Annotated in this window: 15 protein-coding genes and 1 pseudogene; 6 read left to right on the forward strand and 10 right to left on the reverse strand. The window is 28.5% G+C overall.

Going from position 1 to position 13,788, the window contains the following annotated elements:
* Positions 1-193: IS200/IS605 family transposase (locus T514_RS0100005; RefSeq protein WP_027622893.1), on the forward strand; the 193-nt coding region annotated here is incomplete at its 5' end.
* A 199-nt stretch (positions 194-392) separates the two neighbouring features.
* A complete protein-coding gene (locus T514_RS0100010; RefSeq protein WP_027622894.1) occupies positions 393-1,001 on the forward strand; it encodes a LysE/ArgO family amino acid transporter in 609 nt (202 codons plus the stop codon).
* A 132-nt stretch (positions 1,002-1,133) separates the two neighbouring features.
* Here T514_RS0100010 and T514_RS0100015 read toward each other — a convergent pair whose 3' ends face one another.
* The 9 genes and pseudogenes from T514_RS0100015 to T514_RS23515 form a co-directional block, all read right to left on the reverse strand.
* Positions 1,134-1,598, reverse strand: coding sequence for a GNAT family N-acetyltransferase (locus T514_RS0100015; RefSeq protein ID WP_027622895.1), 465 nt, complete (start codon positions 1,596-1,598; stop codon positions 1,134-1,136).
* A gap of 14 nt (positions 1,599-1,612) precedes the next feature.
* Positions 1,613-2,794, reverse strand: a complete 1,182-nt coding sequence (locus T514_RS0100020; protein WP_027622896.1) for an Ig-like domain-containing domain — start codon at positions 2,792-2,794, stop codon at positions 1,613-1,615.
* 84 nt (positions 2,795-2,878) lie between these two features.
* The gene (locus T514_RS27235; protein ID WP_242850534.1) at positions 2,879-3,460 is read right to left on the reverse strand and encodes a hypothetical protein; all 582 of its coding nucleotides are present in this window, start codon (positions 3,458-3,460) and stop codon (positions 2,879-2,881) included.
* 281 nt (positions 3,461-3,741) lie between these two features.
* The gene (locus T514_RS0100035; RefSeq protein ID WP_027622898.1) at positions 3,742-5,142 is read right to left on the reverse strand and encodes a hypothetical protein; all 1,401 of its coding nucleotides are present in this window, start codon (positions 5,140-5,142) and stop codon (positions 3,742-3,744) included.
* Positions 5,139-5,702 (reverse strand): sigma-70 family RNA polymerase sigma factor, encoded by a 564-nt coding sequence (locus T514_RS0100040; protein ID WP_027622899.1) that lies wholly within the window; start codon positions 5,700-5,702, stop codon positions 5,139-5,141. Before T514_RS0100040 ends, T514_RS0100035 begins: the two co-directional genes overlap by 4 nt.
* A 310-nt stretch (positions 5,703-6,012) precedes the next feature.
* Positions 6,013-6,195: pseudogene (locus T514_RS23510) on the reverse strand (GNAT family N-acetyltransferase); the annotation flags it as partial.
* Between the two features lie 89 nt (positions 6,196-6,284).
* On the reverse strand, positions 6,285-7,163 hold the full coding sequence (locus tag T514_RS0100050) for an Imm6 family immunity protein (protein WP_027622900.1): 879 nt from the start codon (positions 7,161-7,163) through the stop codon (positions 6,285-6,287).
* A 50-nt stretch (positions 7,164-7,213) separates the two neighbouring features.
* Entirely contained in the window at positions 7,214-7,975 is a 762-nt protein-coding gene (locus T514_RS0100055) for a hypothetical protein (protein WP_027622901.1), read from the reverse strand.
* A gap of 508 nt (positions 7,976-8,483) precedes the next feature.
* Entirely contained in the window at positions 8,484-8,882 is a 399-nt protein-coding gene (locus T514_RS23515) for a hypothetical protein (RefSeq protein ID WP_156939762.1), read from the reverse strand.
* Between the two features lie 380 nt (positions 8,883-9,262).
* Between T514_RS23515 and T514_RS0100065 the strand changes: the two genes are divergently transcribed.
* The 4 genes from T514_RS0100065 to lplA all read left to right on the forward strand — a co-directional run bounded on the left by T514_RS0100065 (position 9,263) and on the right by lplA (position 12,853).
* A complete protein-coding gene (locus T514_RS0100065) occupies positions 9,263-9,694 on the forward strand; it encodes a MarR family winged helix-turn-helix transcriptional regulator (protein ID WP_034867775.1) in 432 nt (143 codons plus the stop codon).
* Between the two features lie 114 nt (positions 9,695-9,808).
* Entirely contained in the window at positions 9,809-10,162 is a 354-nt protein-coding gene (locus T514_RS0100070) for a carboxymuconolactone decarboxylase family protein (RefSeq protein WP_027622903.1), read from the forward strand.
* A gap of 56 nt (positions 10,163-10,218) precedes the next feature.
* Complete coding sequence (lpdA, locus tag T514_RS0100075) at positions 10,219-11,916, forward strand: dihydrolipoyl dehydrogenase (protein ID WP_027622904.1); 1,698 nt, start codon at positions 10,219-10,221, stop codon at positions 11,914-11,916.
* Positions 11,909-12,853, forward strand: a complete 945-nt coding sequence (gene lplA, locus T514_RS23520; protein WP_169735785.1) for a lipoate--protein ligase — start codon at positions 11,909-11,911, stop codon at positions 12,851-12,853. Before lpdA ends, lplA begins: the two co-directional genes overlap by 8 nt.
* Before the next feature lie 442 nt (positions 12,854-13,295).
* Here the strand turns inward: lplA and T514_RS0100085 are convergent, their stop codons facing one another.
* Positions 13,296-13,613: a DUF6442 family protein gene (locus T514_RS0100085; protein WP_027622905.1), complete on the reverse strand. Its 318-nt coding sequence runs from the start codon at positions 13,611-13,613 to the stop codon at positions 13,296-13,298.
* Positions 13,614-13,788 lie beyond the last annotated feature (175 nt).

A 13,788-nucleotide genomic window follows, 5' to 3' on the forward strand; every position in this document is an offset into this window, starting at 1 on the left:
ATTTGAGAAATTTGCAAATTTAAAGTATAAGTATGGAAATAGACATTTTTGGTGTAGAGGCTTCTATGTGGATACAGTAGGAAAAAATAAGAATGCAATAGAAGAATATATAAAAAATCAACAAAATGAAGACATGATCGCTGACCAAATAAGTATTAAAGAATATGTTGACCCTTTTAAGGGTGGCAGGTAACAGTTAAATTGCGGCTGGCGAGATTTTTATACGTGCCTTAAGGCACAATGCTGGTAAAGTGCCCTTATAGGGCTTAAGAAAAACCACCAGCTAAGCTGGTGGATATTTATTTGGGATAAATTTATTCCATTTGGTTGGAGATTTTAGTGCTTTAGATATATATAATTGTATTAGACGGAATGATAAGGAGGAAAAGGACATGTTAAAATACTGTGTTCAAGGGTTCCTGTTGGGACTAGCTTATGTTGCACCTATAGGTATGCAAAATATTTATGTGATAAATACGGCAGTTAGCCAAAATAAGTTAAAGGCTTATCAAGTTGCATTCATTACAATTTTCTTTGATATTTCCTTAGCACTAGCATGTTTTTTAGGAATGGGGGCTTTAATGGAAAAATTTAAAGTGATAAGAGCAGCTACATTACTTATTGGTTGTATAGCAGTAGTGTATATCGGAATTCAGCTTATGAGAGACACACCAGATTCAGAAAAACAAATGGATGTAAATAAATCACTAATAGAAGTCATAATAACTTGCTTTATGATCACATGGATTAATCCTCAAGCTATTATTGATGGGTCGTTATTACTTGGAGGATTTAGAGCATCACTACCACAGGATGCTTCCACGCCGTTTATTATTGGAGTCTGCTTAGCATCATTTTTCTGGTTTATCAGTGTTGCCGCTATTGTATCAACCTTTAAACAAAAATTTAATGAAAAAGTACTTAGGGTTATTAATATCATTTGTGGTGCTGTTATAATAGGATATGGTATAAAACTCGGATATAGCTTCTGCAAATTATAATTTGAACTAAATAATAAATAGTGTAAAGCTTTAAAATCATATGGTATTTATATTAAAAACCAAGCATATTATCTAGATTGGTTACTCAGTACTTAATTACTATTGTGAATTATACATGTACTAAAATTATACTTATTTTGTTAAGCTCATCTCTTTTTTAAATAATACTATTTTCACAGAACCAACCATATATTGTTTTACGATAGTATAGCCCATTTTTTTATAGAAATAATGATTTCGCTTCTTATCTGCAGGTGTTTCTAAAGTCCAAACAGTTGCATTAGGGAATTGACTTTCTATAAACTTAATAGTTTCTTGTCCAATTCCCATGTTTTCATAATCTGGTATCACACAAATACCTCCAAGAAAGTAGGTGTTATCATTATTATCTCTAATAATAATGTCACCTATTATTTGATTATTATAAATTATTTTATATGTTATTTTGTTTAAGATAATATTAGTCATACTTTCTTTAGAATGATTATATCCAGGACATTCTCCATATTTGACAAAATCAGCATAGAAGCTTTGATTTTGTACATCAATTAATTTATCAACATCATCAATTGTTGCTTTTGTAAATTCAATTTTCATTGTATAAATTCCTTTCACTCAATAGAGAAATTCATTTTTATGTACTTTTTCAGTATTGTACCATCACTTGATTTGATATTTTTAATCCATAAAGTATAAGTTTCACCTGAAGTATATTCTTTTATCGGTATAATTGAAATTATATTTCCATTAGATTGGGTACAATAATAAAACATTGGTATAATAGTTCCTTTAGAATCAGTTACATAAATATTTTTTTCTTTGATTGTACTTATATCAATTGAATTAGTAAACTCTACTTCCCAAGTTTTATTTTTAGATACATTGTTTTTAGTTTCCCATATTTTCCAGTTGGGATCTGAATTATTATCTTTATCAGCATCTGAGTCTACAGCTTCTATTAGTTCATTCCAATGGACATTTGTAAAATTATATCCAGAATATATAGGCTTGTTTACTTGAAGTATATTAAATTTTGAGTAGTGCTCTGATTCAAAAGTAATGGTTTGAGTTGATTCTCCAGATAATATTACTTTATGATCTAAAACAGGAGAAAAATTAATTATATTGTATTCTTGCTTTTTCTGTAGGAAATTACCTTTGATTTCAAGTGTACCAGCTTTTAAATGATGATTTTCATCGGATGTAGGGCCACTATCAGAATAACCTGAACGGTTACTATTAATTACAAAATCTTTTTCAACAAGTATGTAACCATCCTTTTTTTCCATCTTGAAAAAAGCATAACCATTTATGTAATAGTTTCCATGAATATAAGCTTTTCCGTTATTAACTAAAAACATTGGAAATTCATCGAAACCTTTACCGGATTCGAGCAAATCTCCATAAATAGAGATTTTACCAGTATCTAAATCTAAATGACCACCATTTAAATTTAGGTTTTTTTCTACTGTTATGGATCCATTATTTATAGTTATTTCAGAATAATTATTTAACATATTTAAGTCACCTTTAATAATTAAGTTTCCATTGTTGATCTTTAATTTACCTAATTGTAAGTCTAGTTTATCATTAATTATCATTGTATGACCATTTAAATCAACAGTACCTCCATTGATAGTAAGGGATTTAAGATTAGTTACATCATACTGTAATGTCCAATCGCTATTAATTTTAGAATCAATTAATTCGCTAGCAGCATATACAGTAGAAAATCTTAAAATAATAAAAACCGTAATCAGAAGTTGGAATGTTTTTTTAAAATAAAAATTCATATTTTTTAAATACCTCCCTAAAATATTTTCATTATTGAGTTATCATCAGGGATAACATCATATTTTTTATTAAGTTCTTTATAGTTATTCTGTTTTACTTGTTAGTTCTTCTAAAGAATATTTTTTGTTGCAATTTGGACAATAATAAGAAATTTTAACTTCATACATCTCTACGTCTGACACATACCCATCCATACTTATATCTCTTTTCATACCTTTAGGCTCTTCACTTGTAATTTTTTTCATTTCTGTACCACATATTTTGCAGTTTTTTTTATTCACTAAAAAATATTTTAATTCTCCAAATCCAAATGACCATTCTTTTCCTTTTACTTCAGGTACATTCTTTCTTGTATAAAACATATTGCAAGCCTTGATTGCAATAAATAATAAAGTTCCCATAAGTACAGTTGCCCCTAACATAGTTAAAAACAATAAACCATATTGACTTAGTGTTAATCTACTTTTAGTTTGAAATAACGCTCTTTTTATATAGTTAATTCGAAAAATATATAGTATAAATACAAATATCAGGATTTCCTTATACTCTTTATTGTTTATTATTTTTTTTATTAAATTCTTCATAGCTATTCTGTTCTCCCTGTTAATTATTTTATCTAACAATAGTATTGATTTAGCTATGTAAGAAGCATTTAGTTGTTTCATGGTAGATTACAATCATGATTTAATTAATACCAAAATTATACCATACTCTCTATATATTTTTATAGCTATATAAAAACATAATAATTTTAAAACACCAAAGAAGAGGGGATGAAAGTTTTTTTATAAATAGATTTCTATGATAAGTATTTTTAAAGTATTAAAATAAACAAAAGCTTTCATATATTCATTACAAAAAATAACTAACTATGAGCATGTCGAGAATATGTTTGAAAAAGAATATTTTTGATATGCTCATAATTAGTTAGTGATAAAATAAAAAATTATTTAATTGTTGATGGGTCCAGGTCTATTTCAAAAGGACCAACTGAAGAAAAAGATATCATAATATCGTTTAATAGTAATTTGTCGCCTATTACGTTATCTAACTTAAGAGTATGTTTAATATTATTATTATATGCTCTAATAATATTACTACTATTTTCCCCCATATTAATGCCATAAAAGAAAATGTCCCAAGTTTCCAATTTTGCATTGCTGTTATCATAATCATAAATTAGTTCTATGCTGTTATCTGATAAACGCTCAATACTAATAATTTTATATTTAATTCCCTTATACTCACCTGTTTTGTTTAAAATGCTTTTACCTGATTTAGGAAGATCTAATTTCAACTTAAAATCATTATTTTTATCCATGGGATTATTCTGAACGTGATAAATTACATTTGGAACAGTTAATTTTAACTTTTTACCAGTAAGCTTACTTAAATCAAATAAAGATTCATTTTCTTGATCTAAATAATTAGTATTGCTATGTCCACATACTGCATTATTATATTCATCAGAAATTATAATGTAAGAATCTTCTATAGAATTATTATTTATTAATTTTGTATCAATTGGTTCTTTGAATCTCCATTCTCTGCTTTCTTCAAAAGTTCTATAATTAACTTTATCTATTCTTTTAAATTTAAAATCTGGTAAGGTATCTGTAAAATAATAATCTACTTTTAAAATATTTCCCTCTCTTTTTAATGAAGTCACGTTTAATGTAGTTATTCCATTAGTTGCGGTATATAAGATTTTTGCTTCAGGAGCTTCTTTAAAATCAGAATTTTTTAGTTTAAAAGTTGCTTTAGTAAATTTTTTATCATTATCTACAATACTTAAAGTATAACTATTAGCTTTTTTTACTTTACCATAGTATTCTGCTCTGTATGAACCTATGTTATTATCTGGCAGCAAGGCAAGATTATCACTTCTATGAAGTTCATAAGAATTGTCATGGTCGTCTTTAATAGTGTAATAGGATGATTTAAGTTCTTCTGGTTCAATAGTTAAAGTAACTATAATTTTACTGTTGTCTACATACATATTAGCTAAAGTTATGTTATCTTGTTTAATACTATTTTTAAGAATTTTTGGTTTATCTGAAGAAACTTTTACTTCTCCAATGCCAGATATGACAGTAAGTTTTTCTATTATATTAGCTAAAACATTTTTTTGGGATATAAGTATAGGAATACTTATCAAAAGGATAACTGCTGCTGCAATAAAACTTCTTTTACTTTTAGATTTTTTAGGCTTTACTTTACTAATAATATTTTTACAGATTTTTTTCTTTTCAATTTCATTAAGTTCTACATTGCTAAATTCATTTTCCTCTATATTAACATCATTTAAAAGTATTAAAATATCATCTTCATTTAAATTTGAATTCATTTCCATACCTCCACTTCAGCTGAAATATTTAATTTTCTTATAAGTGAGTTTTTAGTACGCCATAATCTGTTGTAAATAGCTCCTTTTGATAAATTAAATTTTTTGCATAGACTGTCCATAGTTTCATCTAAGATGTATTTTCGTATAAACAGTTCTCTGTCCAATTCATGCTCATATTGTAAAAGATTTATTAATTCTTCTTTCTTCTCCTTCAATATATACTCATTTTCAACATCAGTTTTAGAGATTAACACTTGTTCTTCTATTTGAAGGTTGTCCTGTTTAGTTAAGCTTCTTTTATAATCTATAGCCTTATATTTACTTACAGCCAAAAGCCAATTTTTAAATGAGGATTTCTGGGGATTATATAAGTGGTTTTTATTCCAGATTAACAGATATACATCGTTAATACATTCCTTTGCATTTTCATAATTATCATTTCCAAGTACATTTATTACGATTTTAAAAACTAAATTGCAGTAAGTATTAATTATGTATTCTAAGGCTGCAGGATTTTTTTTCTTAAGTTCTAATAAAAAGTTTTCATCATTAATTTTCATTTTTAACTCCCTTCGTTTTACTCTATCACTAATTAATACGGATAATATGGGTATCATTTCACAAAATTCATATTTTAGATAAACAGAGTTCTTGGGGGGATGTACTGAAAAGTAAATGTAATAATACAAAATTGATATATATGAAAACATAAAGAAATACCAGCAAACGTGGCACTAGGGGCAAAATAAAAAGGCTTTATTGCCTTTTTATTTGATGAACAGTATAATAATATTACTTAAAGGTCTTCTATAAAATTGAGCTTTAACTTTACAATAATTTCATATGAAGTATAGGAAATGGATTTCCTTAATCATCTCTTACGCAAACAAGTTTGTTAACAGCATAAGCACCTTCTTTGACTTGAGGTTTTATTGATACTATATCATCTTCATTTAAAAAAGTATGTGTTGCTCTTACCGATGATTCCCATACGTCTAATATGTTATTCATATCTTCCTTATTAATATTATTTAAAATTTCTATATTAATCATTATATATATTTTCCTTTCAGTTAGTGTGTTAAATAAAAATATTGTCCATAAATATAAGTGTCTTGAATTTTTTGCAATCTATATGAATTCTAAATGGGGTATTTTAAGTAAGCCAATATTTTCTCTTTATTAATCAATTTATCCTGTATCATATCAAGCAAATATGTTATAAATATTTCTGACATATCTTTTCCCTGAAACTCATCAAGTATTTCAGGAAGAGGACACCCTTTACCATCTTCCTTATAAAAAGCCAGTGTGAGTATGTATGATGTTATATTAATTATATGGCCTATAATCACAAGGATATGAGGATCTTTTATGTCCAATGTAAGATCCACAATATCTGAATTATCATCACTACATAAAAGAGGATAAAGTTCTTCAGATGTAATACTTTCTCCTTGTACAAAACCTCTGCATACTTTAAGAGTTTTTTCAGCAACTTCTGCCCAAGAACTATCATCTGATAAATTTTCAACTTTTGATAGGGCACTTTTCTCCTGTATAATATACTGTGTATTCTTCTGTTTTATTTCTTGAAGTAACATTTCACCAATTGAAATCAATACACTGCCTAGTTCAATATCTGATAACAAGGCAGTATTACTTTCTATCCATTTCATAGGAGAAAGATACTTTGATAGAAGCTCAGGAATCTTCATTAACACTTCCTGTTTGGGATAAAAGTAGTCAATACCATATATTGCTTTACTAACAAGTTTTGAAAAATTCTCTGCATGTTTAAAAAATAAATCGTCCGTCATCTTATAACGATCCGAAACAGTTGGATTTCCATCTAGTTTTATTTCATAAGAAAAACCATTAACCAAACAATATGCCTTATCTATACTGCTGAAGTATATCAACAAATCATGAAAATTAGGATTGTTTTTCAAAGCATCTGCTACATTAGGGGCAATTAGTTTTTCTAAAATCAATTTATCTAAAATTTCATTCCGTGACATAATCTAAACCTCTTTCATTCTGTGCTCCATCCTAGATAGTGAGGATATTACTATCTAAAATACTCAGCTAATTTTTCACATTCTATTGATGAAAACAAAAATTGCTTTTTGTATTCCTCTCTTAATCTTGCAATTTCTTTAATACCTTTTCCTTCATAGTTTATTGCTTCTTTCATGTCTTTTATGATACATGCTATAATCTTTGTAAAAGTAGCACTTTCACAAATTTGAGTTATTCTTAGTTCTAACTCATGATATTTATATCCATCTGTAGGATTAGTATAAAGATTTTCAAAATAGTCTCCAACAATTTCATTAATCTCTCCTAAAAGACAATCCTCACCTATTGAATACCAATCTATACTTTGTTCATATATTTGAAAAAATAATGCACCAAAAGAATTAAGTAATATTATTGAATTACTAATGTCCCATTCCCACTCATCTGAATATTTTTCCCAGAAATTTAGATTTTCCTGTGTTTCTATCTCTTCTCCGGTATTGAGAAATAAAGTAACAGCATCAATCCCATTGCAAAATGCCTGAAAATCACGGCTGTCACATTTCTCTTCTAAGTAATCCCATAACATATTTAATGCATCATGTATGAGAAGGGGCATGTTCTTTCCGACCTTTAACATTGCTTCATTATATGAATTGAATGCTCTGTTAATAAAAAGAAGTTGTGCTAATATTTGTGTTTTATCGGAATATCTACTAAAACTTTTTTGAGCATTCTGTGAAAAGTTATAATACATCCGCTTTTTTTCGTTTTCTTTTAATGTTTCATAGTTTGTTGTAAATAAATTCATTACTTAACTCCTCTCTGATCTAATATGATTTGTTTATTTCATCCTAAAGTACTTTTTAGCTTCATTTTATTGTATTTAAGGTTTCCTGAGAAATTAATATGAAAATTATACCACACCATTAGTATATATTCATAGACATATATGTAATGTAGAAATTCTCCCAAAATATATTATTGAATTGTTAAAGAATCATGAATGATATTATAGGAAATAAAACTTGAGGGAAGCAATAGAATAGAAAGGGGTGTTTATAAGAATTGTTGGTTTTTTCAGTTTAGTTATTGATACTAAGTCATCGCTCATAAGAAAATTCTTTTTATAAAGTAAATGAATCCTGCAATAATGATGAAAATGGAAGTAATCCTCAGAAATTTTTGTTCTTTACTGGTAGTCAAGAAATAATAGATTCCCATATAGATAAATAAGATTCCTACATGTCCAACTTGTTTTTTCTATGATTTATAATATTTAACAAAGTCGCAGCAATACCATAAAAGAACAATCTGAATTAATCCCACCAAAATGCCAATATATTTTCATTCCATCCCTCAAATTCTTCACCATCATTAAGGCTACTTTCTTCTATTTCTTTATTGTAGACATCTAAAATTCTTTCTCGTTTTTTAGTATCATTTGGTAGTTGTACAAGTAGAGTAGAAGCATATGAACCTCCTTCTTTCTCAATTCGCTCTTGTTCATCCCATATACCAACTACACTTACCTTTACAGCACCAAGTTCATATAGTTTTTCTACAAACTTTATAGCATTTATAGTTTCTCCAAATCTATCACTGGCTAATGCTGATGGATTGTTATTATTTATAAGCCATTCTAAAGCCTCATACGTTATTAAATCTTCTTCCAAAGAAATCACATCCTTAATGTTTTTTGACAATATTTTTTTCATATGAATATACAAATATAATATGTTATATTTAACTATTGTGAATTAATTATAGCATATTACTAAAGAAAAACATGTAAGTTTTTACAATCATAATGAGAAAGTGTCTAAAGCTATTAATTATTGTAGTAGGAAAAAAAGAATATGTTCAATTAAATTAAAATTAGAAATTCAAAGTAAGATATTAATAACAGAGATTATTAAAGTTTATGGTGAAGTAGATGGTAATTGTGATTATAGAAGAAGCATAAATATCCTGTATTGTTCTTATATTAAACCCGTTGAATATTTTACATAAACTGATACAATATAAACGTTAGTAACGTCATATTGTATCATGTTTAAGTTATTAATGGTAAAAATACAAGTAAAAGAGGTGTATTATGGATTTTAATTTATTAGAATGTATAGGCTTTGTAACCAATACAGCAATAAAAGCAGTTTCAGATGACTTTAATAAAAGATTGGAGAGGTATGGGTGTACTAGAATACAATGGATTGCATTATATTTTTTATATAATGCTGATCAACCAATAAGTCAAAAGGAATTAGCTACCCTAATGAAGGTTCAGGGTTCCTCTCTTGCTAGATTGATAGATCGTATGGAAAGAGATGGACTGATAAAACGCATTGAGAATTCAGAAGATAAGCGTATTAAATTTCTTGAACTTACTGCAGAGGGACAGCTAAAAATAAAAACATTATTACCAGAGGGGGAAAAATTTAGCAACTTATTATTGGATGGAATAACTACAGAAGAGTTGGATATATTTAACAAAGTTATAGATAAGATGTTAAATAATATAAAAAAATAATTTATTGTTTTGAATTCTCATTGACAAAATTAAAATAGTTGCTATACTAATAATTAGCTAAGCAATTAATTTTCAATAAAAATTAATTGAATAAAATTATATGGGGGTAGTAAAATGGCAAAGAATGTTAGGGAAATGTTAAATGATTTTGTTAATGGGTTAGGGACTCTTGGTGAAACTAATGGTCAAGTAGTAGATTCTTTTATGAATTTGCTGGGTTCTACATACGAACCAAAGGCTTTAGATATTAAGACAAAGGAATTAATTAGTGTAGGGATTGCATGCTATAATAGGTGCGAGTATTGTATCGTATATCATACCTACAAAGCTTTTGAAGCTGGGGCTACAAAAGATGAAATCTTGGAAGCAGCTATGGTATCTGTTGCATTTGGAGGAGGTCCTTCAATGGCATACTCCGTTACACTACTAAAAGATAGTATAAATGAATTCGAGAATGATTTTGCATAATAAATATGCCAAAAGATGGGAGGCTAAAAGCCTCTTTTTTTTAGGAGGAATATTAAATGGAAAAAATTATCTTAGAAAAACTATCCGGTGAAACTAGAACTGCTAAGGTGGGCAAGATTTTAATAAAGGTAGGTCAAAATATCAAAGAGGGCGATGGATTGTTTAATGCGGAATCTGCTAAAGGGAATTTCATCGTAAAATCTCAATATAACGGTACAATATTAAATGTTATGATTGAGGAAGGTCAACAAATCAAAATTGGTGAGAGTATTGCTGAAATTGATGGTCAAAAGGCTGATAGAAAATTCAATAATGGAAATTCAACATATAGTTTTGGTCTAGCAAAGCCAAAGAAAAAAGATATATCTTGTGACATTGCTATCATTGGAGGAGGCCCAGGTGGATATGTTGCTGCAATTCGTGCCGCACAATTAGGGGCTAGTGTAGTGCTAATAGAAAAGGACAAAATTGGAGGGACTTGTTTAAATCATGGCTGTATTCCTACTAAAAGCTTTGTAAAAAGTGCACACCTTTATGATGAAATGCAAAAGAGTGAACTATTTGGTATTAATGCTGGACAAATGACTTTAGACATAAAGCAGATTGTAAAACGAAAAAACGAAGTTGTATCCAACTTGAGTGATGGTATTAAATATCTTTTAGAACACTGGAATATTCAGCTAATAGAAGGTGAAGCAAAGGTTTCAAAAGATATTATTCATATAAAGAACAATAGGCTTGATGCTTCCATACAAGCTAAAAATATTATTATAGCGACGGGTTCATCTCCAGCTAGATTGAATATACCAGGAGCTTCCTTGCCGGTTGTTATGACCAGTGAAGATATTTTAAATCTTAGTAAAATTCCGAAATCCATTACAATTATTGGTGGTGGAGTTATAGGTATGGAATTTGCATTCATTTTAAATTCATTTGGCTCAAAAGTAACAGTAGTAGAGTATACAGACAATATCTTATCTAATTTTGATGAAGATATTATTGAGGTTGTTACTGATGAATGCATTCAGCGTGGTATTTCCCTTTACACCAAAGCCAAAGTAGAAGCAATTTCTTTGTCAGAAGACAAAGAAGCAATTACTACTTTTTCTCAAAATGGGGAAACTCATTTTCTTGTAGGAGAAACTGTGTTAATGTCAGTAGGTAGAAATGCCAATTTAAATTCTATTGATTTAGATGCTTTGGGGGTAGAATTAAATGAAAGAAAAAATGGTATAAAAGTAGATGAGCATATGGCTACTTCCAATACATCTGTATATGCAATTGGTGATGTGACAAATAGAATTCCCCTTGCACATGTAGCTAGCCATCAAGGCATAATTGCAGTTGAAAATTGTATGGGAAAGGATAGCAGTATGGACTATTCTGCTATTCCAAGCGCAGTATTTGTATCTCCAGAGCTTGGTGTAGTTGGACTTTGTGAGAAAGAAGCAAAACAGTTAGGTATTCCTTATCAAATAAGTAAATTCCCATTTTCCGCTAATGGAAAGGCATTAAGTCAGGGAGATACAAAAGGGTTTGTAAAGATCCTATTTGATGATAAGGATTACAAAATTTTAGGTGCTGCTGTAATAGGCCCTGGTGCAACTGATTTAATCTCAAATTTTACTAATTTAATTCAGCAAAAAATTGATTATAGGACATTAAGCCATACTGTTTTTGCTCATCCCACTACAGCAGAAGCCGTAAATGAGGCTATATTGGGTATAACTGGGGAGATGATTCATTTTGCATAAAATTTATATTTCAAATAGTTATAATCCATTTTTCAATTTAGCTTTAGAAGAATATATTGCTAAGCAACATAGTTCTAAGGATGAGGTGCTTTTCCTATGGCAGAATCAGAACACAGTAGTTATTGGCAGAAATCAGAATCCATGGAAGGAATGCAATCTTGAGGAATTAAAATCACAACAAGGACAATTAGTAAGGCGTTTGTCTGGTGGTGGTGCAGTTTATCATGACTTGGGAAATTTAAACTTTAGTTTTATCTCAGATTACTGCACAGAAAAAATAAAAAATAATATTAATAAGATTATCAAGGCATTAGAGCTTAGTGGAATAAATGCTTATTATAGTGGAAAAAATGATATTTTAGCTGATGGTTATAAAATCTCTGGAACCGCATTTTATTTGGAAAATGATACACTATGCCAACATGGTACATTATTAGTTGATGTTGACTTGGAAAAAATGAGCAGAATATTAACTGTTTCACAAAAAAAAATGCAGTCTAAAGGCATTGATTCTGTAAAGTCCAGAGTTGTTAATATTAATTCTTTAAATAGTGAAATTTCAATTGAAAGTTTAAAAAAAAATTTGATTAAAATATTTTCATCCTCAGGTAAAAAAGTATCTATATCTACTATAAATTATGTATCAGAAGATTCTATATCTGATAGTATGGTAGAGGCATACAAACTTATGGAAACTTATAAAAGTTGGCAGTGGAACTATGGATCTTCTCCAGAATTTAATTTGGAGATTACTGAAAAATTTCCTTGGGGAGAAATTGATATATACCTTCTTGTAATTGATGGCATAATTACTAAAGTAGAAGTTTATACAGATGCTCTGGAGGTTGATATACCCAAAAAAATCACAGAAAGAGTTCAGAATACAAAGTACGATTATAATAAAATTATGGGTATTATTTCCAACATAAAATCTTAGTATAAGATGTAATTCTTGCAAGGAATTTTGATAAAACAGGTTATAAAATATAAGATAACATAAAAAAGAGTGTAAAAGGATTTATTCCTTCGAGGTAACGAGAAGGAGTTTCCTTAGAATATGAAGTAGTAAAAGTCTTAGTTATTAATTTAGCTAAGACTTTTTATTTTTAAAAAATTTAATAATATAAGAAATCAGCAGGAATATATAGATTTTTCAAGAGTATTTTTATTATGAATTTTATACTCAAGTTATAACTTGAGAGAAAGCAATGCAATAGTTAATAGAATAGAAAGGAGTGTTGAGGGATAATACTTGTTTTTTTATGAAATTTTTTGAATATGGCGTAAAAATACCACAAAATTCAAACTGAACTTGAATAATGTGGTGTTTATAAGAATTGTTCACTCTTGCAGTTTATTTATTAATACTAAGTCATCATTCATAAGAAAATTCTTTTAACTAATGGATCTATAAAGAAAATGAATCCTGCAATAATCATGAAAATGGAAATAATCCTGAGAATTTTTTGTTCTTTGCTAGTATTCAAGAAATAATAGATTCCCATATAGATAAATAATATTCCTATTAACGAATCTTTTGGCGCTCCTGTGAACCAATTATATACAATATGTACAATTAATAATATCATGCTGCAGATACCAGCTACACTCGATGCGCGGCTATTAAGTAATGTATCCCTTTCATCCTTACAGAGAGTTTCTGGTTTTGATTTTTTTAATAATTTATCTTTATTCAATGTAATCACCCCTTTGTCCTCTATATTATAAAGTATACATATCATAATATCAAGAATTCAAAGTGATAAGATGGTTACAGTGGATGGAATGCAGGGGAGAGGACTTGGGTACATACAATAGTTATATGTAAGGGGATAGGAATACTTGTGGGGAGTGCTATTTTTCACAATGTTT

The sequence above is a fragment of the Clostridium lundense DSM 17049 genome (genome assembly GCF_000619945.1).
Classification (GTDB): Bacteria; Bacillota; Clostridia; order Clostridiales; family Clostridiaceae; genus Clostridium_AO; species Clostridium_AO lundense.

Excerpts from the sequence above, each read along its gene's own strand:
- T514_RS0100010 (WP_027622894.1), top strand. The coding sequence starts at position 393 with ATGTTAAAATACTGTGTTCAAGGGTTCCTGTTGGGACTAGCTTATGTT.
- T514_RS0100015 (WP_027622895.1), bottom strand. The coding sequence starts at position 1,598 with ATGAAAATTGAATTTACAAAAGCAACAATTGATGATGTTGATAAATTA.
- T514_RS0100020 (WP_027622896.1), bottom strand. The coding sequence starts at position 2,794 with ATGAATTTTTATTTTAAAAAAACATTCCAACTTCTGATTACGGTTTTT.
- T514_RS27235 (WP_242850534.1), bottom strand. The coding sequence starts at position 3,460 with ATGAAACAACTAAATGCTTCTTACATAGCTAAATCAATACTATTGTTA.
- T514_RS0100035 (WP_027622898.1), bottom strand. The coding sequence starts at position 5,142 with ATGAATTCAAATTTAAATGAAGATGATATTTTAATACTTTTAAATGAT.
- T514_RS0100040 (WP_027622899.1), bottom strand. The coding sequence starts at position 5,702 with ATGAAAATTAATGATGAAAACTTTTTATTAGAACTTAAGAAAAAAAAT.
- T514_RS0100050 (WP_027622900.1), bottom strand. The coding sequence starts at position 7,163 with ATGTCACGGAATGAAATTTTAGATAAATTGATTTTAGAAAAACTAATT.
- T514_RS0100055 (WP_027622901.1), bottom strand. The coding sequence starts at position 7,975 with ATGAATTTATTTACAACAAACTATGAAACATTAAAAGAAAACGAAAAA.
- T514_RS23515 (WP_156939762.1), bottom strand. The coding sequence starts at position 8,882 with ATGAAAAAAATATTGTCAAAAAACATTAAGGATGTGATTTCTTTGGAA.
- T514_RS0100065 (WP_034867775.1), top strand. The coding sequence starts at position 9,263 with ATGGATTTTAATTTATTAGAATGTATAGGCTTTGTAACCAATACAGCA.
- T514_RS0100070 (WP_027622903.1), top strand. The coding sequence starts at position 9,809 with ATGGCAAAGAATGTTAGGGAAATGTTAAATGATTTTGTTAATGGGTTA.
- lpdA (WP_027622904.1), top strand. The coding sequence starts at position 10,219 with ATGGAAAAAATTATCTTAGAAAAACTATCCGGTGAAACTAGAACTGCT.